The following is a 26,614-nucleotide window of genomic DNA, read 5'->3' as shown; positions in this document are numbered from 1 at the left end:
TATGGAGATAGCTGAAGGAACGACTCTTTTCTCGGACTATTTTGGCACAACCGATTCATAGTTCAGGAGTATTTTAGTGGTTTCCCCCCGGTCGACAAGATTGCCAGGAGAGCAGGGTCTGAACGGGGCGCTGCGCCAGGCCCGTCTTGCGGAAGCCGCCCATTTCGAGGCCGTTCTGGAAATCAGGGATGCCCAAACCTTAAGGTTGCAGGTCCTGAAAGACGACCTCGTGCCGATTGTCGCCGGCGGCAGTGCCGCCACCTCCTTCATCGATCTGGCTCTTGTGCCTGGCGATCCGCCGCGTCTGTGGGTGGATCTCATCACCTCGGTGGTGATGGCGCCGGATCCCCGCACCTATCGGTTGGTCCAGGATAGTCCGGCGGGACGCCAGACGCTTTTCGAGACCGCCGATCGGGCCGAGATGGTCGAGCGCGTCACCCAGCACATTGCCCATCGACTTGTCGCGCGTGAGCGTGAAATGACCGCAGTCTCTACCCTAGCGGCAGATTCTAAAGCCGCGATCACAGGCTATTCCACAGGCGCTCTCATCCTCGCCTGGGTTTCCGGCTTCTCCGTCGGGGCATTGGCGCTTTTTGTCGCCGGAATACTGATTTCCCGGCTTATCGGATAGCCTCGTTAATAATCTGAAATACCTTTTGATTTTAAGCTTCCCCCTCTCGCTGATAGCTAAGGGCAGGGGATTTCAGCGAGTCCTGCCCGGTTGCAGGATGCAATCAGTAAATTCGAAGAAGGTTGGATCAATTGCACGGCACGGTGATCAAAGGCGGTTTGAGGCAGAGCGCGGCGGAGTTCGCGCTAACGCCCACGCCCCATCATAACCCGGTGCTGGCGAAAGTGCTTGGTGGTTTTGCAACACTGAGCGCGGGTCTCGACTATGCCGCGCGGGGTGTGACGGGCTTCAATTTCTATTCGTCGCGCGGCCAGCTAGAGCATGTGCTCACCTACCGTGAGTTGCGGCTCAGGGCGCTGAGCACGGCGCGCAAGCTTCTCTCGACTGGCCTGAAGCGCGGTGATCGCGTGGCGGTTGTTGCCGAAACAAATCCCGATTTCATGGCGGTCTTCTTCGGCTGCCAATATGCCGGCCTGGTGCCGTGCCCCATGCCCTATTCGATGTATATCGGTGGCAAGGAAGCTTATGTTTCACGCATCGCCGGCATGCTGAAGACGGCGCGCGCCGGCGCGGTCATCCTGCCGGGCGATCTCATTTCGCATATCGGTGAAGCGGCGAAACTCGCCGACACGGCCATCGTCAAGACGTTCGAGGAACTGGCGGCGCTGCCCGAGAGCATCGACAAGCTCAAGCCGTTCGATGTCGACGATGTGGCCTATATCCAGTATTCCTCCGGCTCGACCTCGAGCCCCAAGGGCGTGCTCATCACCCAGAAGGCGATCGTCGCCAATACGCGCGGCATTCTGCGCGACGGGCTGCGCATCACCAACGAGGATCGCGCCTTCTCCTGGCTGCCGCTCTATCACGACATGGGGCTCGTCGGCTTCTGCCTGTCGCCGATGATGGGCCAGGTGACGGTCGATTTCCTGTCGACCCCGTCATTTGCCCGTCGCCCGGCGCTGTGGCTCAAGCTGATGTCGGAGAATCGCAGCACCATCTCCTACTCGCCATCTTTCGGCTTCGATCTCGCGGCGCGCCGGATCAACGGCGAGGCGGTGACGCTCGATCTGACGTCGTGGCGCGTCGCCGGTATCGGCGGCGACATGGTGCGGGCCGATATCCTGAACAATTTCGCCGAGAAGCTCGCGGTCGCGGGCTTCGACGCCAAGGCTTTCACGCCTAGCTACGGCATGGCCGAATCGACACTTGCCATCACTTTCGCCGACCTCAGCAAGCCGGTGAAGGTCGATACCGTCGACCGCCTGCATTACAAGTTGGCGCAGCGCGCGGTCCCGGCAAGTGAGCAGCTCAAGCAGAGCCCTGAGCGGGTGCGCAGCTTCGTCGTGTGCGGCAAGCCGATCACCGGCCATGACATCGTCATCCGTGACGATGCCGGCCAGGATCTGGGCGACCGCGAGATCGGCCATATCCTGTTCAAAGGCCCGAGCCTGATGGCCGGTTATTTCGAGAATATCGAAGCCACCCAGGCGATCATGACCGCCGATGGCTATATGGACACCGGCGACATGGGCTACTGGCTCGATGGCGAAATCGTCATTACTGGCCGCGCCAAGGACCTGATCCTCCATAATGGCCGCAATATCTGGCCGCAGGACATCGAATGGGCGGCCGAGCGGATCGAGCCCCTGCGCAGCGGCGACGCCGCGGCCTTCGCAGTCGAGGGCGAGGATGGCGAGGACGATGTCGTCGTTCTCGTGCATTGCCGCCTGGCGGATGGCCCGGAAATGGAAGAATTGCGCCGGAATATCGCCGCCGCCGTCCATCAGACGGCCGGTGTCGAGTGTGCTGTCGTACTCGTCGCGCCGAAGAGCCTGCCCTTTACCTCGTCCGGCAAGCTGTCCCGCGCCGGCGCGAAAGACGGCTATCTGGCGGGCGACATCGCCGAGATTTCGCCGTTGGCGCGGCTGCCACGTCCCCTTGACGAGACGCGGCTCGAAGCTGCCCAATAATCCGCGATTGGCTGAGGCCGATGCGAGGCCCGATTGCACTTACAGGAAGCACCGGTTTTGTCGGCAGGCACCTCGTCGCGGCGCTCGATGAGGCAGGATTCTCCCTGAAGCTGCTCGTGCGCGAAGGGCCGCGCGACTGCGGCTTCGGCCGGGCGGAAACAATCATCGGCACCCTCGACGACGAAGCGGCACTCGCGCGGCTGGTTGCGGGAGCAGGGGCCGTCATTCATCTGGCCGGCGCGATCGCCGCGCCTGATCGCGCCAGCTTTTTCGCCATCAATGCGCAAGGAACGGAGAAGCTTGCCCGCGCCGCGATGTCTGCCGGCGTCGAGCGCTTCATTCATGTTTCAAGTCTTGCCGCTCGGGAGCCTCAACTCTCCGACTACGGGGCAAGCAAGCTTGAGGCCGAGGAAAAGCTTCTCGCTCTCGCACCGCTAAACCTCCTCATCGTCAGGCCGCCTGCGGTCTATGGGCCGGGCGACCGCGCCACCTTGCCGCTGATGGCGCAGCTCACCCGGCGTCTTGCCGTCATTCCGGCCAACCGTGAGGCGCGCATCTCGCTCATTTATGTCGAGGATCTGGCAAACTACCTGATCGCACGCCTGGCAGACGATATGGCAGGCCTGCACGAGATCGATGACGGAAGGCCCGGCGGCTATGGCTGGCCGGACCTCTTGAAGAGTGCGGCCGAAACGGAAGGCCGTGAGGCGCGGGCGATCTTCCCGCCGCAATGGCTGCTGCATGGCCTGTCCTATCCGGTGGGGATGCTGGGATCGGCGCTCAAATTGCGGGTTCCGCTGACGCCCGGGAAGGTGAGGGAGCTGTATCACAGCGATTGGGTCGCGCGCGGCGACGGGGTGGTGAATGCCAGGCAGTTCGCCGAGGGTTTCCGCCTTACGATCGCCTGGTATCGCGAACAAGGATGGTTGCCGGCCAGGAGCGCGGTCGATAGAAGGCAATCGCCTAAGTTTTATGGAGAGAGCAGAAAATGAGCGTGAGCGAGGACACATTCAATACACTGTGTCAGCTGCTTGAACCGTTCAACACGGCCAAGATCGCCCTGAAGCCCGACACGGATATCTCAGCCGATCTCAATATCGATTCCGTAACGGTCATGGATTTCGTCATGGAAGTAGAGGACCGCTTCAACATCGACATTCCTCTCAATGTCCTTTCCGAAACACGCTCGCTTGGCGACCTTGTAAAGGTCGTCGATGCCCGGCTGGCAAAGGTGTGAACAGATGACCGATCTATTCGACAAACATCGCGCGATCGCCGAACGTCACGAACGCATGCTCTCGCTCGGCGTCAACGCGGTCAGCCTGACCAATGACCGTATCCTTTCGCCGACACGTGCCATCATCGATGGCCGCGAGACCGTGCTGGCGGGCACCAACAACTACATGGGCATCACCTTCGATCCCGACTGCATCGCCGCCGGGCAGGAGGCGATGGCTCTCTATGGCACGGGCACGACGGGTTCGCGCATCGCCAATGGCTCATATTCCATGCATCGCGATCTCGAGAAGGAACTCGCGGGCTTCCTCAACCGCAAGCACTGCATCATGTTCACGACCGGCTACCAGGCCAATCTCGGCATGCTGGCGGGCCTCGCGGGACCCAAGGACACGATCTATCTCGACGCCGACTCGCATTCTTCGATCTATGACGGCTGCACACTGTCGGGCGCCAAGCTGGTGCGCTTCCGCCATAATGATGCTGGCGATCTCGACAAGCGTCTGGCGCGTTCGGAAGACGAAGGCGGCCGTCTCGTGGTGCTCGAAGGCATCTATTCGATGCTGGGCGACCGCGCGCCGCTGGCGGAGTTCGTCGAGGTGAAGAAGAAGCACGGCTTCCAACTCCTCGTCGACGAGGCTCACTCCTTCGGCGTCCTCGGCAAGAACGGCAGAGGACTGGCGGACGAAGCCGGACTTGAGGACGATGTCGATTTCGTCGTCGGCACCTTTTCGAAGAGCATCGGCGCCATCGGCGGCTTCGGTGCCGGTAACCATCCCCTGTTCAACATGCTGCGATATGCGTCGCGGCCCTATATGTTCACCGCCTCGCCGTCGCCCGCCACGGTGGCAACCGCGCTGGCCGCGATCCGCAAGCTCAGGGCCGAGCCAGAGCGGCGTGAGCGTCTGTCCGTCAATTCCGCCCGACTGTTCAACGGCTTCAAGTCATTGGGGCTGGCGCTCGGTTGCGACAGCGTAAGCCCGATCGTGGCGGTCCATTGTCCCGACGAAGTGTCCACCATCTCAATGTGGAATGCACTTCTCACTGCCGGTGTATATGTGAATATCGCCCTGCCACCCGGCACGCCCGGGAAACAGTGCCTGCTGCGCTGCTCGGTATCGGCGGCGCATACATTCGAGGAAATCGACCGGATCATCGCCCTGTTCGGCGAAGTCGTCGCGCAAGGGCTCTACAAGAAGGCGGTTTAGACCGCCACGGGATCGGCTCGGTGCCCCCGTCTCTTTGATTTGCGCATCGGGTTCTCCGAAAACCGCGCCGCACTTTTCGGCCCGATGCTTATGCACTGACCTCGCGCATGCGCGCCGATGCGCGGGCTGCCGCCGAGTCCCATTTCTCAATCAGGGCCAGGCAAGCGAGCTGGTTCACCGGTTTGCTGTACAGATAGCCCTGCCCATAGAGGCAGCCCAGTTCCTGAAGCTCGATCGCCTGTGCCCGGCGCTCGATCCCTTCGGCGGTGGTCGCCAGGCCGAGGCTTTGGGCGAGGCCCAGCATGGAACGCACGATATTGGCATTCTGCCGCGGATCGGGCGTGGGGCGGATGAAAGATTTGTCGATCTTGATCTTGTTGATCAGCAATTCGGAAAGATGCTGCATGCTCGAATAGCCGGTGCCGAAGTCGTCAAGGGCGATGGAGACGCCGAGGGCTCGCATATCTGCCAGCGGCTGGCGCACCGAGTCGAAGTTGGCGGCGAGGGCATCTTCGGTGATCTCGATCTCGAGCCTGTTGGGCGCGATGCCCGCTTCCATCACGATGCCCCTTATCCGCGCGGATATGTTCGGATTGGCGAGCTGCGTCGGCGACATGTTCACCGACACTGAAAGATGCGACGGCCATAGCCGCGCATTGGCGCAAGCCTGCCGCAATATGGATAGAAACAGTTCGTCAATGAGACCGGCTTCCTCGGCGACGGAGATGAAGCAGTCGGGACTCATCAGGCCTTCGTCGGGGTGCTCCCAACGGGCCAGCGCTTCAAAGCCAACCAGTCGGCCAGTTGCTAGCTCCACCACGGGTTGGAAGTAGGGCAAGATCAGGTTGCGGTCGATCGCCGCCGGCAACTCGGTTTCGATCCGCGCGCGCGATCTGATCCGATCCTCCATCGACACGTGGTAATGGACGACCATGCCGGACTGCTCGCTGCGGGCGTGCTGGAGCGCGATGTCGGCCTTTCGATAGAGCGATGACGGATCGGTCGCATCCTGGGGCGCCTTGGCGACGCCGAGCCTGGCATTGAGCGATATGGTCCCGGAAGCCGCCGCGATCGGCTTTTCCAAAAGCCTTATGAGCCTGTCGCATTGCGCGTCGAGATCCTGTTCGTCGGTGAACTCGGTGAGGATCACGAATTCGTCGCCGCCGACGCGGAACGTATTGGCGGAGCCGGTCTGGTTGGACAGAAGCCGCTTGGCCAGGGCGGCAAGGATCGTATCACCGGCGACATGACCATAGAGGCTGTTCACCTTCTTGAAGCCGACCATATCGAGCGAGATCAAGGCAAGCTTCCTGCCGCCGGTGATCATGCCGTGCAGCCTGTCGCTGAGATGGTCACTGAGGGCGCGCCGGTTGGCGAGGCCGGTCAGTTCGTCATGCATGGCGAGGTAGCGGATATTGGCTTCGGCCTCGGTGAAGACATCTTCCGAGCGGCGGAGATTGCGATAGAGCGCCCACCACAATATTCCAAGGCCGATCAGCACGAGGCAGAATTTCGACAGCTCCGAGAATCTCGAAACCGACCCGAAGTCCGAGCGCAACTGGTCGCGGGTGGCTTCGACGAGGCGATTGGTCTCGCTGGTGAGGCGCGCCTTCTCCATTGCATAAGTGCGTGAATCCAGAATCGCCTCGGCCTCGGCCTTCTGCCCATTCCGTATGAGGTTCAGCGCCTGGCGCTCCATATTGAACGTCGTCTCATGCGACTTCTTGCCATAGGCCGTGAAGCGCCGGGCGGCGTCTTCCGGCGCCATGGCGATTGCGTCGGCAATCGAACGGTCCAGCAGGGGGACAGTGTTGTCGTAGCGGGTAATCCAGCGCCAATCGCTGCTGGACACGGCCATATGGGCGAACATGGCGAGGCGCTCATCGAAGAGCGCAATCTGATTGGCGACCAGGCCGGCACGCTGCAGCCGGGTGTCGATCCGGTGCGACCAATTCTCGAATATCGACCGTTCGAACATTCCAGCGACCGTGAGCAGGAATGCGCCGAAGAGCGCGATCATGACGCTGCGATGTGCGACCGAGATCGCCCGCCTGACGATCGACTGCTTCATTATCCACCGGACGCTTATTCTTGATGATTACTTATGCCGAGTCGCCCGAAAGGAGAGGCTAACACACGCTATGCAGTATCAGTGTGGCAAATAATCCGTTAATCCTTCGGGCGAGGTGAGCGCATGCCATCGTTTCACTTAATGGCGCCTCGCCACAACAATCTCGGCAGCAGCAGGAAACCGGCGAGAACGGGGTGGCGCCGCTGCCACGGCGAAAGCACGATTTTCTTTCCGCTGTGCCGCTCGATCTTCCATGCCGCGTAGGATGCGCCACCCTCGAACGTAAAAGCGGCCTTCAGCAGTCTTGCGACGGAGAGCGCCTTGCCTTCCCAGCGCCGTTTCGACCATGACACCGGCGGGACATCCGGGTGGCCGATCATCTGCGCCACCGCGTCATAGAAAGAGGCATTCGCGGCGACGAGCTCGCCGGCGCGACCCCCGGATTCGGGACGCAGTTCGGTCAGATAGGTCTCCTCGAAGCCGCTACGCCAAGTATCCGCCGGTGTGCTGTCGCGAGGCGCTGTGGCGATGGCGGCGCGATACATGGTGATGACCGCCTGGGTCACCGCCGCTATGACATGCGCGCGGTTCACGTCGGTCGAGGCGTGCAGAAGTGCGGAGGGTTGCGCAAAGCGTGCCCAGAAGTAGGGATTCGTCGTCTCCGGGCGCATGCGCGCGGCGAAGACCGACAGAGTCACAACGGCATATTTGCAACGCAAGGTTCGGCCCTCATGGAGCGTCTCGGCATAATAGACATTCGGCGGCATGAGGCGGGCGCCCAGACGGCTCAGCACATTCGTGCTCACATCCTCGTCGCGCTCCAGGAGAACATAGAGATCAATCAGCGATTCATCGGTGCCGACCCCGCGCAGGCAGGAACCGTAAGCGAGGATGGCGGCGGCCTTCGCATGCCGGCTGAGCACGTGGTCGGCCATTGCCCGGACATCCGGGGAAAGCGGACGATCAAGCGTCCTGGCGATGAGGCTCGAGAGGTCGGCGGGCGGAGTGGCCATCATCCGCAAACATAGGTGAATTCTGGACCGGTTTCGAGCCTGAGCGGCCCCTCGACCGGCCCTTCGAAGAATTCACCGTCGATGACAAAGGGTGTCTTCGAGGCAATCTCGAAAACCTGACCGGCATAGCTACGGGCGCCTTCGGGCACGCCGCGGTCTTCGCCGCCATACATCAAGGGCAGCAGCCAGCGCACGATGCTGGGGATCGGATAGGGGATGGTCGAGACCCGGATCGGGCCGCTCTTGCCGCCCCAGAAGGGCCTGGTGCCGAGAATGAGCTTGTCGAGTGTGGTCGCGAGAAGGAGGAGATGCTGTCCGTCCAGGACCGCGGCGCCGTCGCGGGCAAGCCCGATGGGATAAGGCCGATCAATCCGCTTGTGATCATGGGGATCGGCGCGGATGAACAGCGCCTTGCCGACTGCCGCTGCCAAGGTTGCAAAGGTGGCGAAATCACCCTTCAAGCCGGTGCCATGGACGACCTCCTGGCAGAAGACGGTGGCCTGCCACACGGCGCCGGTTCCCAGGAACATGCCGTGGCGGACCCGGCCATCCCTGGGGTTGGCGGCGCGCAATGTCGGGCGCGCGACGATCGCGCGCGACTCCCGGTTGGCGATGAAATCCGCCTGGACCTCTACGCTTCGGTTGCGGAAACCCAGATCGGCCGCCGTCATATTGGTGGTGCCGTGCGGCAGAAGCGACAAGCGCGGAAAGAACTTCGGCGCGTGACGTTCGGCGATCTCGGTCTGGATCGCCTGCACGGTGCCGTCACCCGAGCTGATGAAAAGATCGGTCACACCGGCTTCGGCCATTTCCGCAACGAAGGGGTTGAGCTGGGCGAAATTCTCGAGCACCCGGACCATGACATGCGGATGCGCCTTGAGCAGCGAGGCCAGCTTCAGGCCCTTGCCGCTCGCCTTGCCGGATAGCGGGTTGACGATGAGACCGCGGATCATCAGCTCTTCGCCATCCAGGATTCGAGCGGTCCGGCGCGCCTAGCGGCCAGGCCCTGCGCGAGTTGCAGCCCGTGCAGCACGAGACAGATCACCGTCCACCACGCAACCGCGATGAGCCCCCAGTCGGGGCGGCCCCCCAGAGTGAAGGCCGTCAGGATCACGAGATTGGGATTGCGGCGTGCGGTGATCTGGCGAAACACCGTGTCGATCTTGCGCCAGATATGGATCTCGAGTCCAAGCCACTTGATGGATATGCCTTCCATGATCCGCTGCAAGACATAGCCGCCGAGAATAGCCGCGATGACGGTCCAGAGTGTCGTTGCATCGAGGGGATGGCCGGAATGAGCGAGCCCTATGCCCCAGGCGACATACCAGAAGGGTGGGTGGATGAGGTCGAGGCCGTGATCGAAAACGTCGCCCCATTTGCTCGAGGTCAGCGTCGTGCGGGCGAGCTTGCCGTCGACCGTGTCGAGGAAGGTCATGAGCCAAGCCGCTGCAAGGCCCAAGGCATACTGGCCCTGCATGAACAACCAGAAAGCCAGGAAGACCATGACCGCGCCCACCAGCGTCACCATGTTGGGCGTGATGCCGCGCGGCGCCAGCCACCGCGTGACCGCGAAAGCGGGCCGCGGCCAGACATGCTTGGTCACCAGATCGGTGGCGCCCTTGTAAGTGCCCATGAACATCCGCCATTCGACATCCGGCTGGTTGTCGGCCGTCAGGCGGAAGGCATAGGGCGTCTCACGCTTGCGCAGGGCCTTCCAGAATTTGGCATCGAGCTGGTCGGGCGTGCGCGCGAGGAGCTGCAGACCGGACGCCGGCTCGATACCCTCCAGCAATATCTCGGCGATCGCATGGCCATGATGGCCTGGAGCCTGGACCGCCAGCGCCGTTGAGGCTTGGCCGGTGCTGCCGATGATCAGCACATTGGGCCTTGTGACGAGGATAGGGATCAGAGGCTGGTCCAGCACCGCGTCGGCGCGGATGTAGATCACCGGTCCGTTGTGCCGTCCGGCTTGGGCGAAGGAAATCTCCTGCCGCACGCCCTCACGGGCGAACTGGCGGCGAAGGCGCTCGACCGGCGTCAAGGACCATAGGCGGATATCGCTCGAGCCCACGAAGCAAAGCACCGGGCTTGCAGCCTGCCCTGATGCCGGTCGGTCTGGAGCGGCGTTCATTGTCACGTGTTCCACGGTCATAGGCGCTCAGTGCGGAAGGTTATGAAGCCGGCGATCGCCGATAGGCCCAGGATCGGAGCCCAGGCAGCGAACCAGGGGGTCACAAAGCCCAGTTCGCCCATAGTGAGGGCAATGCCGTCGGTGATAAAGAAGAGGAAGCCGAGGCCGATGCCGACGGCGAACATCACCCCGATGCCACCGCCGCGGCGGAAGCGGGCGGCGAGAGGAATGCACAAGGCGACCATAGCGAAGGCGGTGACGAACAGCGTAAGCCGCTTGTGCCACCAGGTCTGATAGACCCAGGCCGGTCTGATGCCGAAGCCTGAATTCTCGACGAAATAGCTCAGATCGCTCATGCTCATCTCTTCGGGATCGCCTGAGCGCGCGCCGGCGGCAGCCGGGCGAAAAGAGCCCGAATAGATCATCTGATCGAGGCGATTGGGCGGAAGATTCTCGCGGTAATAGACGAGCACGTTCGACAGATGCCAGCGATCCTGGTTGAGCACGGCATGCTTCGCCATGATCTGCTCACGCAGGAGTCCCGCCTCGTCGCGGCGGAAGATGATGACGTCATCGAGCTCGGTCGCCTGCGGATTGGCGCTGCCGGCCCTGAGAATGTCGCGGCCGGCACGCATCCAGATCGGATCACTTTCGCCGCCGACCTTCAGCTTCTTCTCGTCATAGTCGCCGATGCCCCACAGGCGCAGCGTGGGCGCGGCGCGCGGCACGGCCTGGTCGTTGAGAAGGAAATGCAATCCGCCGGCCATGATGGCGAAGGGCATCAGCATCATCATGATACGGAAGGGCGAGATGCCGGACGACCAGATCGCCGGCAATTCGTTGCGGTAGCTCAGCTCGATGAGGACCAGGAGCATCGCGATCAGCACGCTGATTGGCAGAAAGGTCGAGAGCGTGCCGGGGGACCGCATCAGGACATAGGTGAAGACCGCTTGCAGACCGCCATCGCCGATGGCCAGGATCTCCTTCGAATAAGCGACGATGTCGAGGGTTATGACAAAGATCGAAATGCCGAAGAGAATGAAGACGAAGCGTATGAGAACCATACGCGTGAGCATCCAGCCGATTATGTTCATACCGCCTCTCCGCGCGAGAAAAGCGTTCGCACGCTGCTGAAGAAGCGCCTTATCAGGGTGGCGAACCGGTCGATGAGGCGGTCGAGCTGATCGGGCTGCAGCGCGAAGCTCACCGACCAGAATCGCCAAGCGGCAAAGGCCGTGACGGCCAGGAAGGGCAGCCACATTGTTAGCCAGGGCGAAGCGCCGTTCGAGCGCGTCGCGATGGCGCCTTGCTCGATGACCTCGTGCAACGCAACGAGCAGGATGAGCGCCACGCCGAACCGGTAGGTCCGCTGGTTGCGGCGTCGGCCGAGCGCGAAAGGCACGGCCAGGAAGGGCAGCATCGGCATGGTCAGCATCGCGATGAATCGCTTGTGCAGCTCGGCTCGCATCTGATCAGGTTCGGCACCCGGGGGCGGATTGCCCTGAAGCGCGATCAGCTCCGGAAGCGTCAACTCCCGTTCATCATTGCCGCGCGGCCGAAATGTCTTGTCCGCCACTTGTCCGAGCGGCGTGTCGGCGGCCTCGAAGTTGCTGACGGTCGAGTTGGGTGGCGGCTGATCGGGGGCGAGGTTCGGCATGCGGTCGATCTGCAGGCGGTGGCCGTTCTCAAGGCGCAGAACTGGCAAGCGCGTGTCGGTATTCTCGATCAGCCGGCCATTCGAGGCGGTCACCGTCTCAATTCCGCGATTGCCGCGATTGTCGAAGAGGAAGATGCGCTCGAAAGTCCCGGCGGAGCGATTGAGCTTGTCGAGGATGAAGGTGCGGGTCCCGGCCTGCATGAAGATGCCTTCCTCGGCGAGGTAGAAGACGTCGACATTCTTCACGTCGAAAAGGACGGCGCGATAGGCGTAGCGGGTATGCGGCTGCAGCCAGCCGACGATCAGGACGGAAAGAGCAGCCAATATGAGTGACAGGATCGCCACCGGCTGGGCAATGCGATGCAGCCCGATTCCCGAAGCCAGAAAGGCATCGATCTCACTGTCGCGCGACATCTTGTTGAAGCTGAACAGAAGACCGAGGAACAAGGCGGCGGGCAAAGCCACGCCCAGATAGTGCGGCACCAGATAGGCGAGCATCTCGAAGACGACGCCGATGGAATTCTTCTTACCGAGCGTCGTGTCGAGCAGTCGCACCATCCGCTCGGCCAGAAGCACGAGCAGACCGATGATAACCGAAGTGATCAGCGGCTTGGCGAGCTGGCGCAGGACATAGCGGTCTACGATGCGAAACACGACGGATCAGTCTCTCGGCCAGTGCTGGCGCACCGCGTCGCGCAGACGCATCTGGGTCTCGGGCGGCAAGGTGGTTGCCCCGGCCATGTTGGGCTGGCCCGGCCAGGCAACATCTGGAAATTCCAGATCCTCGAAACGCCGCGGCGTGGCGTAGCGGGGAATGACATGGAAGTGGACGTGCGGGTCGACCATCATAAGCATCAGGTAATTGATCTTGTCATAGGCATTGAAATTCTTGAGGCCGGTCTCGAGACAACGGGTTACGTGGGCCAATTCCGCAAATGCCTCAGGCGGAATTTGGGAGAACGCCATCCACTCTCCCTTTGCTCCCAATATGAGGGATCCCAAAGTGACCTGCGCCGGACGCAGCATAACAGTCCAGTGCTTGTAGTCCGCGATCAGGGTCGCGGGAAGGCCAAATTTGACGAGCGTGGCATTCGACATAATTTGTAACATGCCCTAGCGTAATTTTGAGAAGGATATTGCCGTCCTTCTACAGGGTAAAACTGCTGTGGGCTACAAAGGCGCCCTTCCGGCCGTCCCAGCTGCGGATATTCACCGTGGTCGACCAGGCCCCCTCCTGGCGGCGGATCTTATATAGGTACCAAGCGGCGGCATCATAGGTGCCATGTCCCGGAGAGGTGGCGGACGGCGCCCCGACAATATGGGCCGCGCCAAAGCGGGTCTGCAGCGAGCTCCGGCCATGGCGATGATTGTGGCCATAAAGGACAAGATCGGTGCCCTGGTCCTCCAGCACCTGCTTCAATTCCTGATCGTCGTCGAGGGCGCGGCGTCTGGGGGTGAGGCCGGGCACCGGCGGGTGGTGGATCAGCACGACCCGGTAGAAGCCACGCTGGCGCAGATCCTCCAGGGTGGCGGCGAGCTCGCTGCGCTGATCGGCGCCCAGACGTCCGCCGGCCCGGAACAGTGATTGCGGAACCGCGCTGGACAGGCCGATCAAGGCGATGTTCCGGCGCTGGCGCACAAAGGGAAAGACCTGCTCGGCCCCCGGGGCGGCGCGTGCCGCGCCCGGCAGCCTGATGTCGCCCGTCATATAGTCGGCCCACAGGCCGGCACCTTCTGCCCACGGGAACGGGCGATAGGCGTCGTGGTTGCCGGGCACCACGGTGATCCAGTCAGGCGGGCCGAAGGCCTTGAGCCATAGTGCCGCCTCGATGAACTCCTGCTTCAGCGCGATATTGATGAGATCGCCGGTCAAGGCGACATGATCGGGGGCGTGCGCCCGGATATCGGCGATCATGGCGCTGGCGATCACCGGATCGTGCAGGAACCGCCGGCGGCGATGCCAGCTGAGCTTGCCCAGCGTCCGCTTGCCCAGATAGTCGCGCCATGATTCCGCTTTGGGCAGTGGCCCGATATGAACGTCGGAGAGATGGGCAAGCGTGAACATGGAGCCTGGACAGTTTCGTTGACTTCCGTCGAATCGGGTGCGATTGAGATTTGCCGTTCATAGAGCCTTTCCGCAGCGGGTCGAACCTTTTTGATTCGGCCCGGATAGGAAATCGGCTCGAAAGCGGGGGTGATCAGCGAGTTCGAACATCGTGAAAGTTATCATTCTTGGCGCCGGGCAGGGGAAGCGACTCCTGCCTTTGACCGCCGAAGTCCCCAAGGCTCTCCTGGATATCGGCGGGCGGTCGCTCATCGGCCGACAGATCGATGCCTTTGTCGCGTGCGGCGTCAGCGAATTCGCCGTTGTCACCGGTTACGCGGCGTCGCGCATGGAAGAAGCGCTGGCGCGCATCGCACACGACAAACGGATCAAGATCAAGACCATATTCAATCCGTTCTTCAGCGTGGCCGACAATCTCGCAAGCTGCTGGATGGCGCGTCAGGAAATGAAGGGCGAGTTCATTCAGGTCAATGGCGACAACCTGTTCAAGGCGGATCTGGTCAAGATCCTGCTGGCGGCGCCCCCGGCACCGGTGACGGTCGCCATCAATCATAAGCCCGCCTATGACGCCGACGACATGAAGGTCATGATGGATGGCGACCGGCTGACCGAGATCGGCAAGACTTTGCCGGCCGAAACCGTCAATGCCGAGGCCATCGGCTTCTACATCTTTCGTGGTGATGGCGCGAAAGCCTATGTCGAGACCCTGGACGGCGCCATGCGCGAGCCGTCGGGCCTTAAGCAATGGTTCCCGGCGGCGGTCGGCATGCTTGCCAAGCGCATCCCGATCGCGACCGTGGCCCTCGACGGGGTGCAATGGTGCGAAGTGGATTTCCCGGTGGATCTGCAACAGGCGCGCCAGCTCGTATCAGGCTGGTAAGGCGCGTCTTTCGGCGAGAATCTTCTCGGCGAGTTCCTTGTCTTCCGGCTTGTCGACATCGACGGCCGCTTCCGCGAAGGGCATCAGCACGGGCCTTGCAGTGAGGCGCAAGCGCCGCGAGGCGAGCGCGAAGGCGCTTTCCAGCGTCAGCATGCCGGTCGCGAAACGCAGCAACGCCACTGGCCCAAAGGCGCCGATTAGACGCCAGGGCTTCTTCCTGTTCTTCTCGAGATCATGCCAGAAGGCGAGGGCCGCGAGGGCGCGATCCGACGTCAAGGCGAAGAGATTGCAGCCGGAAACGCGATCGCGACCGAATTTCAGGAACGTCCGCTTCGCCTCCGGAAAACGCGCCAGTATGGTTTCGGCGCTGGCGAGCCCCGCCGAGAGGTCGGCATCATAACCCGCGGCCTCGGTGAAGAAATAATCCAGCATGTCGGTGGTCAGGAGGGGGTGATCGCCGGTGGTGATGAGCCAGGGGAACTGCGGATCGCCTTTTACCGCGGCGAGCGCCGAGCGCGCGGCACTCTCCTGCGGCGACAAGAAACTCACTTTGCCGGCAAGCGGGCCCAAGGCTTCCACGAGCAACTCGCGCGTTTCAATCACGACACCGATCGACTTGACCGCGGGGTGCGCGTCGAGCGTTCGCACCACACGCGCAAGCATCTTTTCCCCACCCACCTCGACCAGGCATTTGTGCGTGACCCGATAGGCCTTCGCCATCGGATCGTCCGGTCCGCGGCCGGCGGCGAGGACAACGACATTCCAGGCGGCCGCCGTCACGTCAGGCTCTTCTCGTAGATGCGATAGGTCTTGTAGGCCGTGCCGCCATTCGACTCGATAATGCGCCGCATGGGCAGGTTTTCCTCCAATACCCAGGAGAACTCGGCGCGGACGGTGCCGCGGCTGATATGATAGGCTCTGACGCTGTCGACGACAGCAAGCGTCAGCGCCGAGCCGAGTGTCGTCCTATGATATCGGCGGCGAACTCCCATCAGCGGCATGCGTACGGATTGTGGCGGCGTCATCATCAGCCGCCAGGCGAGCTTCGCCCAACCCAACGGCAGAAGCCTGCCGTTCAGATCCTTGATCCAGTCGTTGAGGTTGGGAAGGGTGATGGCCATGGCGGCCGGCTCATCCTTGTAGCTCGCGATCGAAATGTACTCTTCGTTCACAAGCATCTTCAAATTCTTGCCGAGTGCTACGATCTCCTCGTGCGTCATCGGTACGAAGCCCCAGTTTTCCGACCAGGCATCATTGAAGATGTCGATGATGATGGCGAGGTCGCGATCAAGGTTCTTCTTGCTCAGAGGCCTGATCACAAGATTGCCGCGCGCCTTGACCTTTTCGAGCAAGGCCCGCAGCATTTCGGGCATAGGCTGAGCTTCTTCATAATCATAGGCCAAGACGTCCTTGGCTTTGACATAGCCTTGCGATTCGAGATGGCGCGCATAATAGGGCAAAGCATGCCCCATCATCATCGAAGGCGGCGTGTCGAAGCCCTTGATCAGAAGTCCCATCTCGTCATTGATCGAGAAACTGAACGGGCCATGCGTGGCCTTCAGGTCTCTCTTGCGGAGCCAATCCTCAGCGGTTCCGAGAAGTGCTGCAAAGACCCGAGCGTCGTCGACGGCGTCGAGGAAGCCGAATTGTCCATAGCCGTCGCGATGGTGCTCGAGGCGTAGCCGATCAAGCTGAGCGGAGATCCTGCCGACCGGCCTGTCGCCGTCATAGGCGACGAAAAGCTGAGCTTCGGCGTGCCGGAAATAAGGGTTCTTTCTGGGGTCGAGGTGCTCCCGGCGCTCGAGATCGAGCGGGGCGACCCAGTTGGGATCGCCGGCGAAGACCAGATGAGGGACGCGCAGGAACGCCTTCCTGTCCGCCGCCGATCGGACTTCCGCGACCCTCAGGCTCATGCGGCGCTGCCCTCTTTCGTCGTGCTGGATACTGTCGTCTTGATCATGCCGCCACGCTCGACCTTGTAGAGATCGGTCGCCACCTCCGTCCAGGCCGGACGATGGGTGATCGCGACCGTGGTGTATTTGCCGCGCAAGGCCGAAATGTTTTGGCAGATGGCCAGCTCGGATTCCGGATCAAGCGCGCTCGTGACCTCATCGAGGATGAGCAGTTTCGGCTTGACGACCAAGGCGCGGGCCAAGGCAATGCGCTGGCGCTGGCCGCCCGACAGCTTCGAGCCCATGACCCCCACTTCAGTGTCGACGCCGTTGGGCATCGCCATGATGAAATCGCGCGCCCCCGCCTGATCGAGCGCCTCCATCAGATCCGCGTCGCTGATCCCGGTGTCGCCGAGGACGATATTCTCCCTGATCGTCGTGTGGAGCAGACTGAGCTCCTGCGGCACATACCCGATCGACTGCCGCCACTGCTTCATGTCGATGTCCGCGAGCGAAACGCCATCCAGCGTAATCAATCCCTTATCGGGCGTATGGAGGCCGGTGAGCAGGTCTATCAATGTCGTCTTGCCGGCGCCGGATTGCCCCTGCAGCACGGTTATGGAGCCCTTCGAGATGGTGAAGCTGACATTCCTGACCACCGGTGTCTTTGCATGAGCGAAGGTGACGTTCTCGAAGCGGCATTCCTTCTCGAGGATAGGGGGGAGCGTTCCGATGTGCGTTTCGCACTGAGCATTCGCGCTGTTGATGAGCTGCTCGGTGCGGATATAGGCGCCTTCAAATTCCGCCGCCTGCTGCGTGAGCTTCTGCAGCTTGTTGGTGATGTTGATCACCTGGGAGAAGACGACAGCGAGAACGACAAGCTCCGCCAGTGAGAGGTTGCCGACGGTCACCGCGAGATAGACACCGATGCCAAGGGCCAAGGTAATGAGCAGGTCGCCGCCCTGAGTGAGTCCCTGACGGGCGACTTCCCGGGTGACCAGGGCCTTGCGCAAGCGCCTGAGGATAAGCCCCATCTCGCCGACCAGGCCGTCATAGCGGTCCATCGTCTTCAAAGGCTTGATGTTGTTCATCAGGTCGGTGATGAAGGTCGTGAGTTCGGACGTCCGGTCGGCCCGCTTGTAGCCGGCTTTCTTGGCGATCGTCACCAGCCAGCCGAGCGAGCCGGCAATGGCTGCTCCGACGACCAGGCCGAGAACGGCCAGCCTCCAGTCGATCATCAGGGCGACAATCGTGTAGATAACGCCCTGGATGGAAAAGGCCATGATCTGGGCCGCGACGTAATAGGCCATGCCGGCGATGCCGGCATCTCCGCTCATGATGTTGGCGACGCGGCCGGCTTGCAATTGCGTGTAGAAGCTCCAGCGCGCGCCAAACAATGCCTTGATCAGCCGCCGTCGAAGTCCGGTGGAAACGCGGGCGATCGTATAGCCGGCGTAAGACAAGGCGACGAAGGACAGGATCGTCTTCAGCGCGAAGAATACCAAGACGACGAGAATGAGATTGGGAAGATTGGGTGTAATCCCCAGCGCCGACATGAAATTGTGAATGAAGGACATGGCCAGTGAGCCGCCGCCGGACTCAATTCCCTGACTGGCAATCGTCTGGATCGTGGGCAAAAGTGCGGTAATACTGACCGCCTCGGCAAAGCCGGACAGAAGCAGGCACAGCAATACCGCCCAGGGCCGGGCGCCTTCGGCCGACAGAAAGATGCGAAGTATCTGTTTCATTATGCGGCTGGCTTTACTGTGATTGCCCGCCCGACTCAAGGACAGCCCATGTTAAGCCGAATCCTCCTCCTTATGATGCAGCCCTGGTTCAGGCTCAGCCGGGGCATGACGCTAGGGATACGGGCCGCGGTCATCGATGGCGAGGATCGCGTATTCCTGGTGCGGCATGGTTACGCCCCGGGCTGGCTATTTCCGGGTGGCGGGGTCGAGCGAGGCGAAACGGTCTATGACACCGTAAGGCGAGAACTCGCCGAAGAGGGCGGCATCATTCTCGGCGAAAAGCCCGTGCTGCATGGCCTTTTCTCGAACGAGGACAAGTTCCGCGGCGATCATATCGCCTGCTTTGTGATCCGTAATTTCAGCCGTCAGGACTGGGCGCCATCGCTCGAGATCAGAGAGGCCCGCTTCTTCCCGATGACGGATCTTCCTGACGGGACGACAGGTGGCACGCGCCGGCGCGTACAGGAGATCATGGAAGGCAAGGCTCCGCCGGCCGACTGGTAGGTCAGGGGCGCCGCTCTATCTCCCCGATTTGCACGCTGAATCCCCCAAAAGCCGCGCGATTCCGACGAGTTATCTGTTTACGGCAGGTCCGCCCTGTGTTATGGGCGCGGCCATGAAGCGGATTCTGCATATCCTCGGCCATTTGCGACGACGAGAACGATCGGCGCTCGCGCGCGTTTGAAATCGCTCCGGCCGGCGGGTGCTTCCGTTGCCTGGGGCTCATGCAGTCTCACTCCTTCGGAAATCACCATGACCACCATCACCGTCGAAGCGGCGCTTGCCGCCGATCACGCCGCCACGGAAAACCTGCTCGACCTGACCTTCGGCCTGACCCGCTCGACCAAGACCTCATACCGGCTGCGCGAAGGTAATACGGCCATTGCCGGCCTGTCGCTCGTGACGCGCGAGGCGGGCCTTGGATTGACCGGCGCCATCAGCTTCTGGCCGCTCAAGATCGGCACGGCCGGCACCGACGCCTTGCTGCTCGGGCCGCTGGCGGTGCATCCGCAGCGGCAGAATATCGGCATCGGGCGCGCTTTGATGCGCGCCGGCGTCGACAAGGCCAAGGCGCTCGGCCATCCGCTCGTCATTCTGGTCGGCGACGAGCCCTATTATGCGCGTGTCGGCTTCAAGCGCGTGCCTGACGGCCAGCTCGAAATGCCGGGCCCGGTCGATCCCGACCGGCTGCTCTATCTGGAGCTCGTCGAGGGCGCGCTGGCCGAGGCGCATGGCCTCGTGCTGCCGCCCTATCGTTTCGCCGAGCTCTCAGCGGCCTTCGCGGTACCACATGGCGGCAAAGGCCATCAGCAGCAGGCCCAGGCTGCCCAGGGTTGAGAAGAGCGGCACCTCGTGCACGGCGCGGATGCGATGCGCGTCATTCGCCTTGAAAGCGAGCCAGCCTGAGCCGGCCATCTGGCGGCCGGCATCGGCTTTCACGAGGCGTGGCAGGCCCGAATAATCCTCGAGCCAATAGAGGCCACCACCGGTCGCCCGGGTGACCGGAGCGAGCTTGTCTTCGGTCGCGACCGGATCGGCCGTCTCCTTGGGGTCGGCGCTGCCGATCGCCACCGCGGCGGTCAGCTTGCCGTCGGCAAGGCGATGGATACCGGGCTCGGTCACTGGCAGGCTCGCGCGCCACACGCCGGGGGTGACCTGCTTGAGCTCGACCTGCCTGGCGGTTCCGGAGGGCAAGGTCACCGTCACCGGCTCGGCCGTATCGGCCATGGTGCGGCGCTCGATCACAATATTGTCGTTATCCTGCTTGCCGCTCAGATATTCCTCTTCGAGATCCGGCTCCTTCATCAGCCAGTGGGCAAGGCGGCGCAGCAATTCGGTCTGCGGCCCACCGCCTTCATAGCCGCGCGCCCACAGCCAGCCGTGGTCGGAGAGCAACAGCGCCAGGCGGCCCTGGTCCTCGCGCGAGAGGACGAGCAGCGGCTTGTTGTCGAGGCCGGACATGACGACCTCGCCCGATTGCGCCTCGGCGTCGATCAGCCGGAACCAGCGGCCCCAATTGGTCGTCGTCCCTTGCGCTCCCGGCAGGCCACGCGTCACCGGATGGCGCTGGCCGCGCTCGGTGACCTCGGGCTTGAACCCGCCTTGCAGTATCTGGCCAGACGGTACGACCTGCAGGACCGCGTTCAAGGGGGTGTTATAGAGACCATCCTCGGCGGCGAAATCGGGGCCCGCAGCAATCAGCACAGCCCCGCCGCGCTTCACATACTCCGCGATATTGGCGAGATACATCATCGGCAGGATGCCGCGCCGCTGATAACGATCGAAGATGATGAGGTCGAATTCGTCCAGCTTCTCCACGAACAATTCGCGGGTGGGGAAGGCGATCAGCGACAATTCCTTGATCGGCGTTCCGTCCTGCTTCTCGGGCGGGCGCAGAATGGTGAAATGGACGAGATCGACGGAGGCGTCCGCTTTGAGGAGATTGCGCCAGGTGCGTTCGCCCGGATGCGGCTCGCCGGAAACCAGGAGAACCCGCAAGCGGTCGCGGATGCCTTCGATGATCGAGATGGCCCGGTTGTTCTGCGCCGTGATCTCGCCCGGCAAAGCGTCGGCGATGATCTCGGTGATGTTCTGGCCGCCATGGTCGACGAGAACGGGAATCGAGACGCTCTGGCCGGGTTCGACCTCAACCGAATGCTCTTCGCCATTGTTGGTGCGAATGGTGACTCCGATCGGCCCCGGCGCAGCTCCCGTCTCCTCGACGCGGAAGCGGACAGTCTGCTCCTTGCCGACAATGCCGAAACGCGGCGACTGCTCGATGACGATGCGGCGGTCGATCTCCTTGCGGCTGCCGGTGATGAGGCCATGGATCGGCGCGTTGAGGCCGAGCTTGCCGGGTGCTGCCGGCACGTCATGCACCTGGCCGTCGGTGATGAAGACGGCGCCGGCAAAGCGCTCGGGCGGGATTTCGGAGAGAGCTTCGTTCAAGGCGGCGAACAGGCGTGTGCCGTCATTCTCCGCCGAGGCGTTCGACGCGACGGTGACAACACGCAATTCCGTATTGCCAAGGCGCGCCACCGCCTGCTTGAGATCGTTCAAGGCGCGCTCTGTCCTCGCGGTGCGGTCGCCGAAGCTCTGGCTGCGGCTCTGATCGACGACGGCGACGGCAATGTCAGACAGTGTTTCTCGGTCCTCGTTGCGCAGGCTCGGATTGACGAGTGCGGCCAGAAGCAGAGCCAGCGCCACCGCCCGCAGAACCCAGCCGCGTCCGCGTATGAAGACGGAGATGGCGATGAAGGCGAGACCGGCCAAGGCGAGGCCCGCGAGCAGCGGCCACGGCAGAAGCGGCTCTATGGCGAAATCCCACCCCATGTTATTGGCCAAGCCTTTCGAGCAGCGCCGGGACGTGGACCTGATCGGCCTTGTAATTGCCGGTCAGCGCATACATCACGACATTGACGCCGGTGCGGTAAGCGAATTCACGCTGGCGCTCGCCGCCCGGCATCGTCGCATAGAGTGGCTGGCCGCGGCTGTCCTGCGCCCAGGCGGCGGCATAGTCGTTAGCGCCTATGATGACAGAGGTCACGCCGTCGGCATTGCCGGAATTCGCTTGCCCGCCTTCGCCCGTCTCCACCCAGAGCTGGCCGCGCTCGTAGCGACCGGGGAAGGACTGCAGCAGGTAGAAGGCTTTTGTCAGCACATGGTCCGGCGGCACCGGCTCGAGCGGCGGGATGTCGAGCTTTTCGACGACGCGGCGCAGCGCTAGGGTCGCGCCTGAGACCTCGCCCGACAGCGTGTTGAGATCGGTGCCGTCCTCGCGCGTGTCGAAGAAGATCGTGCCGCCATTCTTGATGTAGGTGTTGAGTTTGGCAAGTGCGGCCGGCGACGGCGCCTGCGCATCCGGCAGGATCGGCCAGTAGAGCAGCGGGAAGAAGACGATCTCGTCGCGATCGAGATTGACACTGACCGGCTCGCCGGGCTCGACCGAGGTGCGCTCGACGAGAATGTTGCTGAGGCCGACAAGACCCTGTCGGCTGATCTCGTCGACCTGCGCGTCGCCGGTCTCGACAAAAGCGAGCTTGGTCTGCAAGGTGCTGTCGAGCGCGAACTGATCGGCGGCGGCATCCTGGGCGCGGCTGACGCCGGGCTGCAGCGGGCCGGGCATCAGAAGCGCCAGAGCCAGGATAGCCGCCGTGCCGGCGCGCCGCGCCTTCAGCCGTTGCCAGCTGCCGGCGATCCAGAGCGCGGCGATACAATCCAGAAGGAAGAGGAGGGCCGCCAGCCCAAAGAGATAGGGCGCCAGTGGAATGGCGGGCGCGCGTTCCAGTCCACGCAGGGTGGCGCCGGCAGGCAGCGCCGCCATGGGGGTCAGATCGTCTTCGCCCATGGTGAGATTGATGGCGCGCTCGAGGCTGGCGCGATTGTAGAACCCCGCCGGATGCTGCGGCGTCGGTCTGGCGGCATCGATATCAGCCGCAGCGATGGGTTCCGCATCGGGCGAAGGATCGGCGAAATCGCCGCTTCCGGTCAGCACACGGCGCGGCGTGAAGGCGGCCTCGCTGGCCGCCTCACCGGAGGCCGTGCCGGCGCCACTGCCGGCGCCCGGGGCGAGATCGAGTATGCGCCGCAACATCTCCACGAACATGCCAGACAAGGGAAGATTCGACCAATCGGCATTGGCGGTGACATGGAACAGCACGATCATGCCTTTTCCGCGGCGGTCGGCGGTGACGAGCGGCGTGCCGTCAGCAAGGCTCGCCCAGACCTTCGGGGTGAGATCGGCAGCGGGCTCGGCCAGCACCTGGCGATTGACGAGGACGGAGCTGTCGAGCGCCAGCCCGGCAAAGGGACTCGATTCGGCAAAGGGCTGGAGCGCCTGCGGCGTCTCCCAGGAGAGGGCCGAACCCAGAGCGCGTCCGCCCTCGCGCAAGGTGACCGGGATCAGCGGATCCTGGGCGGCCGCCATGCGGGGACCGGCAAAACGCAAAAGCAGGCCGCCGCGCTCGACCCAGGCCTCGATCATGTCCTGCTCGTCCTGAGGCAGTACGCCGATATCGGCAAGCGCCAGAACCGAGAGGCCGGCATCGAGCTGGTTCTTGAGGTCGGCAGCTTCTTTTGGCTCGGAGACCTCGGCATACGGCTCGAGAGCGCGGGAAACATAGTATAGCGGCGAGAGCAGCGGCTGCGCCGTTTCGAACGAACTGCCGGTCATGAGACTGACCGTTTTGCGGCGCCAGCGGTCGTCGAGGAGATAGATGGCACCGGCGCTGCGCTCATTCGACAATTCCACGCGCTCGACCTCATTGCGCAATTCGAGCGGCAGGTCGATGAAACCTTCCGCGCGCCTCACCCCTGCGGGGAAATTCAGTGCCGTCGCGGCGAGGCTGCGGCCGTTGCCGGCGAGCGCTTTGGCGACGACATTGTTGGCCGGCGATGAAGGGGCGCGCAGAGCCGTCACCTTCATGCGGCCACTATCGATTTCGGGGGCGGCGAGGGCAAGCGGCAGTCCGCTCGCCGGGGCCGCGATCACGTCCAGCACGGCGCGGCCGCCATTAAGCCCCAGCAGCCCCTGGGCGAAGTCGCGGGCCGATCCATGATCGAGGCCATCCGACAGCCATACGATGTTGAGGCCAGTTGTGTCGCGATAAGCTTGCCGCAAGCGCTCGAGCAGCGCCATGCGATCGGGCTGCAAAGCCTTCGGCGTGAGCGCGGTGATCCGGCTCAAGGCCTCGCGTGCGGCTTGCGGAAGAAGATCGGAAGGTCGCGCCACCGGCGCGGTCGAAGCCACTGCCACCGGAGCGCGCGCCTGCTCGGCCGACGCGGCCACATCCTGCAGCACGGCGAGACGCGTGTCCCAGTCCTTGGCCGCCGCCCAGCTGTCATCGACGACGATCAGCACCGGATCTCCAGCGAAGCGCGTGGCGTCACTGGGACTGAGCAAAGGATGCGCCACGGCCAGGATCAGCAAGGCGGCAAGCGCGAGACGCAGCAGCAGGAGCCACCAGGGCGTCTTGTCCGGCTGCTCCTCGCGCGGGATGAGGTCGAGAAGCAGGCGCAAAGGCGGAAAGCGCACATGCTGCGGCTTAGGCGGCGTGAAACGCAACAGCCACCAGATGACCGGCAGCGCGGCGAGGCCGGCCAGCGCCCACGGTGTGAGGAAGGTCAGACCCTGCAGCATCAGAAAGTCCGCGCGCCGCGGGCGCGGCTCTTCTCGCCGCCGATCAGGCCGTGCAGCGCATGCAGAATGCGCAGCGGCGGCTCGTCGGTGCGATGCACGGCGAAGCTCCAGCCGATGCGCCGGGCAATGTCGCGCACTTGCGCGCGCTGTGCCTGGAACTTCTCCTGATAGGCCTCGCGCAGGGCTTCGGTCTTGCCGGCGACATAGCGTAGCGGGCCGGCCATCTCCTCGAACTGCACGCGGCCGGAATAGGGCAGCGTCTCTTCCGCCGGATCCGAGACCTGCACGACATGGCCGGCGACGCCATGGGCGGCGATCGAGCTCAGGGAGCGGGCGATGTCCTGCGGCGGCTCAAGGAAGTCGCCGAACATCAGGACGGTCGAGAATTTCGGCAGCCTGATCACGTGCGGCAATGCCTGCGTCGAGGGCTGGGCAATCAGCATCTGCGCCAGCCGCATCAAAGCGGGCCGCGAATGTGCCGGAAGCATGCCGGTGCCGAGCAGCGAGACGCGCTCATTGGCGCGCACCGCAAGACTGGCAATAGCCAAGGCGAGGAGCTTGGCACGATCCGATTTGGTCACACTGGCGAGATGCGACTGGAAGCCCATGGTGACCGAAGGCGACACCCACAGCCACAAGGTATTGGCGGCTTCCCATTCATTCTCGCGGATGAAAACGCGGTCGGAGCGGGCGGAGCGGTGCCAATCGATCTGCTGCGCCGTATCGCCGAACGAATAAGGACGATACTGCCAGAATGTCTCACCCGGCCCGGCGCGCTTGCGGCCATGTACGCCGATGATCACGGTCGCGGCGATCCGCTGCGCCTCGACGAGAAGCGCCGGCAATGCGCCCGACAGGGTCTCGGCGCGATCATTGAGGGCGAGTGCGGCCCGGTCCAGCATCCGAGGATCAGCTCAGTCGCGACTTGAGGCGGTCGATCACGCTATCGATCGTTTCGCCATCGGCGCGCGCCGTGAAAGTGAGGGCCATGCGGTGGCGGAAGACCGGACCGACAAGGGCCAGCACATCGTCGATCGATGGCGACAGCCGGCCGCCAAGCAAAGCGCGGGCGCGGGCGCCGAGCATCAGGGCCTGGCTGGCGCGCGGCGAGGGGCCCCAACCGATCGTCTTGTTGACGAAATCGTCGGAGTCGGGTCCCGGACGCGCGGCGCGCACGACACCCAAGATCGCCTCGGCGACCTGCTCGCCGACCGGCATCAGGCGCACCAGATGCTGGATCTTTATGAGCTCGCCGGAGGTAAGGATGGTCTGGGGCTCGTCTTCCTCGGCACCGGTGGTGGCGAACAGCATGCGCCGCTCGGCATCGAGGGCGGGATAGGGCACGTCGATCTGAACCAGGAAGCGGTCGAGCTGGGCTTCCGGCAAGGGATAGGTACCTTCCTGCTCGATCGGATTCTGTGTCGCGAGCACGTGGAAGGGACGCGGCAGATCGTGGCGCGCGCCAGCGATGGTGATGTGGTGCTCCTGCATCGCCTGCAGCAAGGCCGATTGGGTGCGCGGGCTGGCGCGGTTGATCTCGTCCGCCATCAGCAACTGGCAGAAGACCGGCCCCGGCACGAAGCGGAACTGCCGGCGTCCATGCTCGCTCTCATCCAGCACTTCTGAGCCCAATATGTCGGCAGGCATGAGATCGGGGGTGAACTGGATGCGTTTCTCCTCGAGGCCGAGCACGCGGCCGAGCGTGGTGGCGAGTTTGGTCTTGGCGAGGCCCGGCGCGCCGACCAGCAATCCATGACCTCCGGCCAGGATGGCGGTGAGCGACAGCTCGATGACATCGGATTGGCCGAAGATCACCTTGCCGATGGCCTCGCGCACCTTCTCGAGGCGGCCGGCCATCTGGTCGAGTTCGGAGACGATATGCTTCTCAGCTTCATTGATGCTTGCCATGGGGCTCACTATAGTTTGGGCCTGATCCGATGCGAAACCAAATCTGGTAGCCCAAGTGCCGATTC

22 protein-coding genes and 2 pseudogenes are annotated in these 26,614 nt (G+C 63.1%); 8 read left to right on the top strand and 16 right to left on the bottom strand.

The genetic code is table 11. The annotated features are described in order from the left end of the window. Positions 1-76 precede the first annotated feature (76 nt). The 5 genes from G5V57_RS01470 (at position 77) to G5V57_RS01450 (ending at position 5,045) form a co-directional block, all read left to right on the top strand. A complete protein-coding gene (locus G5V57_RS01470) occupies positions 77-631 on the top strand; it encodes a hypothetical protein (protein WP_165165868.1) in 555 nt (184 codons plus the stop codon). Between the two features lie 122 nt (positions 632-753). Beyond that, positions 754-2,601 (top strand): fatty acyl-AMP ligase, encoded by a 1,848-nt coding sequence (locus tag G5V57_RS01465; protein WP_246737483.1) that lies wholly within the window; start codon positions 754-756, stop codon positions 2,599-2,601. 20 nt (positions 2,602-2,621) lie between these two features. After that, positions 2,622-3,593, top strand: coding sequence for an NAD(P)-dependent oxidoreductase (locus tag G5V57_RS01460; protein ID WP_165165867.1), 972 nt, complete (start codon positions 2,622-2,624; stop codon positions 3,591-3,593). Further along, positions 3,590-3,838, top strand: coding sequence for an acyl carrier protein (locus G5V57_RS01455; RefSeq protein WP_165165866.1), 249 nt, complete (start codon positions 3,590-3,592; stop codon positions 3,836-3,838). Before G5V57_RS01460 ends, G5V57_RS01455 begins: the two co-directional genes overlap by 4 nt. 4 nt (positions 3,839-3,842) lie before the next feature. Further along, positions 3,843-5,045: an aminotransferase class I/II-fold pyridoxal phosphate-dependent enzyme gene (locus G5V57_RS01450; RefSeq protein ID WP_165165865.1), complete on the top strand. Its 1,203-nt coding sequence runs from the start codon at positions 3,843-3,845 to the stop codon at positions 5,043-5,045. 88 nt (positions 5,046-5,133) lie between these two features. Here G5V57_RS01450 and G5V57_RS35040 read toward each other — a convergent pair. From G5V57_RS35040 to G5V57_RS01410, 9 genes and pseudogenes are all read right to left on the bottom strand, one after another. Further along, positions 5,134-5,856, bottom strand: a pseudogene (locus G5V57_RS35040) (EAL domain-containing protein); the annotation flags it as partial. Positions 5,857-5,997: 141 nt separating this feature from the next. Continuing rightward, positions 5,998-6,444: pseudogene (locus tag G5V57_RS35035) on the bottom strand (GGDEF domain-containing protein); the annotation flags it as partial. 806 nt (positions 6,445-7,250) lie between these two features. Further along, entirely contained in the window at positions 7,251-8,051 is an 801-nt protein-coding gene (locus G5V57_RS01440; RefSeq protein WP_165165863.1) for a hypothetical protein, read from the bottom strand. A 77-nt stretch (positions 8,052-8,128) separates the two neighbouring features. Beyond that, positions 8,129-9,082: a diacylglycerol kinase family protein gene (locus G5V57_RS01435; protein WP_165165862.1), complete on the bottom strand. Its 954-nt coding sequence runs from the start codon at positions 9,080-9,082 to the stop codon at positions 8,129-8,131. Next, positions 9,082-10,260 carry a CDP-alcohol phosphatidyltransferase family protein gene (locus G5V57_RS01430; RefSeq protein ID WP_165165861.1) on the bottom strand — a complete coding sequence of 393 codons (1,179 nt, stop codon included), beginning with the start codon at positions 10,258-10,260 and terminating at the stop codon, positions 9,082-9,084. The genes G5V57_RS01435 and G5V57_RS01430 overlap by 1 nt, the downstream gene beginning before the upstream one ends. A gap of 17 nt (positions 10,261-10,277) precedes the next feature. After that, on the bottom strand, positions 10,278-11,354 hold the full coding sequence (locus G5V57_RS01425) for an LptF/LptG family permease (RefSeq protein ID WP_165165860.1): 1,077 nt from the start codon (positions 11,352-11,354) through the stop codon (positions 10,278-10,280). Beyond that, positions 11,351-12,571 carry an LptF/LptG family permease gene (locus tag G5V57_RS01420; RefSeq protein ID WP_165165859.1) on the bottom strand — a complete coding sequence of 407 codons (1,221 nt, stop codon included), beginning with the start codon at positions 12,569-12,571 and terminating at the stop codon, positions 11,351-11,353. Before G5V57_RS01420 ends, G5V57_RS01425 begins: the two co-directional genes overlap by 4 nt. A 6-nt stretch (positions 12,572-12,577) precedes the next feature. Then, positions 12,578-13,015: an HIT family protein gene (locus tag G5V57_RS01415; protein ID WP_165165858.1), complete on the bottom strand. Its 438-nt coding sequence runs from the start codon at positions 13,013-13,015 to the stop codon at positions 12,578-12,580. Between the two features lie 49 nt (positions 13,016-13,064). Beyond that, positions 13,065-13,982: a metallophosphoesterase gene (locus G5V57_RS01410; RefSeq protein WP_165165857.1), complete on the bottom strand. Its 918-nt coding sequence runs from the start codon at positions 13,980-13,982 to the stop codon at positions 13,065-13,067. A 151-nt stretch (positions 13,983-14,133) separates the two neighbouring features. Between G5V57_RS01410 and G5V57_RS01405 the strand changes: the two genes are divergently transcribed. Continuing rightward, entirely contained in the window at positions 14,134-14,862 is a 729-nt protein-coding gene (locus G5V57_RS01405; RefSeq protein ID WP_206530168.1) for a sugar phosphate nucleotidyltransferase, read from the top strand. Here G5V57_RS01405 and G5V57_RS01400 read toward each other — a convergent pair. Genes G5V57_RS01400 through G5V57_RS01390 form a run of 3 tightly spaced genes read right to left on the bottom strand, consistent with a single transcriptional unit; the run spans position 14,851 to position 18,502 of the window. After that, positions 14,851-15,642: a nucleotidyltransferase family protein gene (locus tag G5V57_RS01400; protein WP_165165856.1), complete on the bottom strand. Its 792-nt coding sequence runs from the start codon at positions 15,640-15,642 to the stop codon at positions 14,851-14,853. The genes G5V57_RS01405 and G5V57_RS01400 overlap by 12 nt on opposite strands. After that, a complete protein-coding gene (locus G5V57_RS01395; RefSeq protein ID WP_165165855.1) occupies positions 15,639-16,775 on the bottom strand; it encodes an N-acetyltransferase in 1,137 nt (378 codons plus the stop codon). Before G5V57_RS01395 ends, G5V57_RS01400 begins: the two co-directional genes overlap by 4 nt. After that, a complete protein-coding gene (locus G5V57_RS01390) occupies positions 16,772-18,502 on the bottom strand; it encodes an ABC transporter ATP-binding protein (RefSeq protein ID WP_165165854.1) in 1,731 nt (576 codons plus the stop codon). The genes G5V57_RS01395 and G5V57_RS01390 overlap by 4 nt, the downstream gene beginning before the upstream one ends. Before the next feature lie 48 nt (positions 18,503-18,550). On the opposite strand from G5V57_RS01390, the gene G5V57_RS01385 reads away from it, so the two are divergent. Both G5V57_RS01385 and G5V57_RS01380 read left to right on the top strand, forming a co-directional pair. After that, a complete protein-coding gene (locus tag G5V57_RS01385; protein ID WP_165165853.1) occupies positions 18,551-19,006 on the top strand; it encodes an NUDIX domain-containing protein in 456 nt (151 codons plus the stop codon). Between the two features lie 249 nt (positions 19,007-19,255). Next, a complete protein-coding gene (locus G5V57_RS01380) occupies positions 19,256-19,840 on the top strand; it encodes a GNAT family N-acetyltransferase (protein ID WP_165165852.1) in 585 nt (194 codons plus the stop codon). On the opposite strand, the gene G5V57_RS01375 is transcribed toward G5V57_RS01380, so the two are convergent. From G5V57_RS01375 to G5V57_RS01360, 4 genes are read right to left on the bottom strand one after another with little or no spacing between them, the layout of a single operon-like run. Continuing rightward, entirely contained in the window at positions 19,772-21,835 is a 2,064-nt protein-coding gene (locus tag G5V57_RS01375) for a hypothetical protein (protein WP_165165851.1), read from the bottom strand. The genes G5V57_RS01380 and G5V57_RS01375 overlap by 69 nt on opposite strands. 1 nt (position 21,836) lies before the next feature. Beyond that, positions 21,837-24,641, bottom strand: coding sequence for a DUF4159 domain-containing protein (locus tag G5V57_RS01370; RefSeq protein ID WP_165165850.1), 2,805 nt, complete (start codon positions 24,639-24,641; stop codon positions 21,837-21,839). After that, positions 24,641-25,543, bottom strand: coding sequence for a DUF58 domain-containing protein (locus G5V57_RS01365; RefSeq protein ID WP_165165849.1), 903 nt, complete (start codon positions 25,541-25,543; stop codon positions 24,641-24,643). The genes G5V57_RS01370 and G5V57_RS01365 overlap by 1 nt, the downstream gene beginning before the upstream one ends. Before the next feature lie 7 nt (positions 25,544-25,550). Beyond that, positions 25,551-26,549, bottom strand: a complete 999-nt coding sequence (locus tag G5V57_RS01360; RefSeq protein WP_165165848.1) for a MoxR family ATPase — start codon at positions 26,547-26,549, stop codon at positions 25,551-25,553. Between the last annotated feature and the right edge of the window lie 65 nt (positions 26,550-26,614).

It is taken from the genome of Nordella sp. HKS 07 (genome assembly GCF_011046735.1).
Taxonomy (GTDB): Bacteria; Pseudomonadota; Alphaproteobacteria; order Rhizobiales; family Aestuariivirgaceae; genus Taklimakanibacter.
The sequence above is the reverse complement of the archived record's forward strand: the minus strand, read 5'-3'. Positions and strand labels throughout refer to the sequence as shown.

Excerpts from the sequence above, each read along its gene's own strand:
- G5V57_RS01460 (WP_165165867.1), top strand. The coding sequence starts at position 2,622 with ATGCGAGGCCCGATTGCACTTACAGGAAGCACCGGTTTTGTCGGCAGG.
- G5V57_RS01455 (WP_165165866.1), top strand. The coding sequence starts at position 3,590 with ATGAGCGTGAGCGAGGACACATTCAATACACTGTGTCAGCTGCTTGAA.
- G5V57_RS01450 (WP_165165865.1), top strand. The coding sequence starts at position 3,843 with ATGACCGATCTATTCGACAAACATCGCGCGATCGCCGAACGTCACGAA.
- G5V57_RS01440 (WP_165165863.1), bottom strand. The coding sequence starts at position 8,051 with ATGGCCGACCACGTGCTCAGCCGGCATGCGAAGGCCGCCGCCATCCTC.
- G5V57_RS01435 (WP_165165862.1), bottom strand. The coding sequence starts at position 9,082 with ATGATCCGCGGTCTCATCGTCAACCCGCTATCCGGCAAGGCGAGCGGC.
- G5V57_RS01430 (WP_165165861.1), bottom strand. The coding sequence starts at position 10,260 with ATGAACGCCGCTCCAGACCGACCGGCATCAGGGCAGGCTGCAAGCCCG.
- G5V57_RS01425 (WP_165165860.1), bottom strand. The coding sequence starts at position 11,354 with ATGAACATAATCGGCTGGATGCTCACGCGTATGGTTCTCATACGCTTC.
- G5V57_RS01415 (WP_165165858.1), bottom strand. The coding sequence starts at position 13,015 with ATGTCGAATGCCACGCTCGTCAAATTTGGCCTTCCCGCGACCCTGATC.
- G5V57_RS01410 (WP_165165857.1), bottom strand. The coding sequence starts at position 13,982 with ATGTTCACGCTTGCCCATCTCTCCGACGTTCATATCGGGCCACTGCCC.
- G5V57_RS01395 (WP_165165855.1), bottom strand. The coding sequence starts at position 16,775 with ATGAGCCTGAGGGTCGCGGAAGTCCGATCGGCGGCGGACAGGAAGGCG.
- G5V57_RS01390 (WP_165165854.1), bottom strand. The coding sequence starts at position 18,502 with ATGAAACAGATACTTCGCATCTTTCTGTCGGCCGAAGGCGCCCGGCCC.
- G5V57_RS01385 (WP_165165853.1), top strand. The coding sequence starts at position 18,551 with ATGTTAAGCCGAATCCTCCTCCTTATGATGCAGCCCTGGTTCAGGCTC.
- G5V57_RS01380 (WP_165165852.1), top strand. The coding sequence starts at position 19,256 with ATGACCACCATCACCGTCGAAGCGGCGCTTGCCGCCGATCACGCCGCC.
- G5V57_RS01375 (WP_165165851.1), bottom strand. The coding sequence starts at position 21,835 with ATGGGGTGGGATTTCGCCATAGAGCCGCTTCTGCCGTGGCCGCTGCTC.
- G5V57_RS01370 (WP_165165850.1), bottom strand. The coding sequence starts at position 24,641 with ATGCTGCAGGGTCTGACCTTCCTCACACCGTGGGCGCTGGCCGGCCTC.
- G5V57_RS01365 (WP_165165849.1), bottom strand. The coding sequence starts at position 25,543 with ATGCTGGACCGGGCCGCACTCGCCCTCAATGATCGCGCCGAGACCCTG.
- G5V57_RS01360 (WP_165165848.1), bottom strand. The coding sequence starts at position 26,549 with ATGGCAAGCATCAATGAAGCTGAGAAGCATATCGTCTCCGAACTCGAC.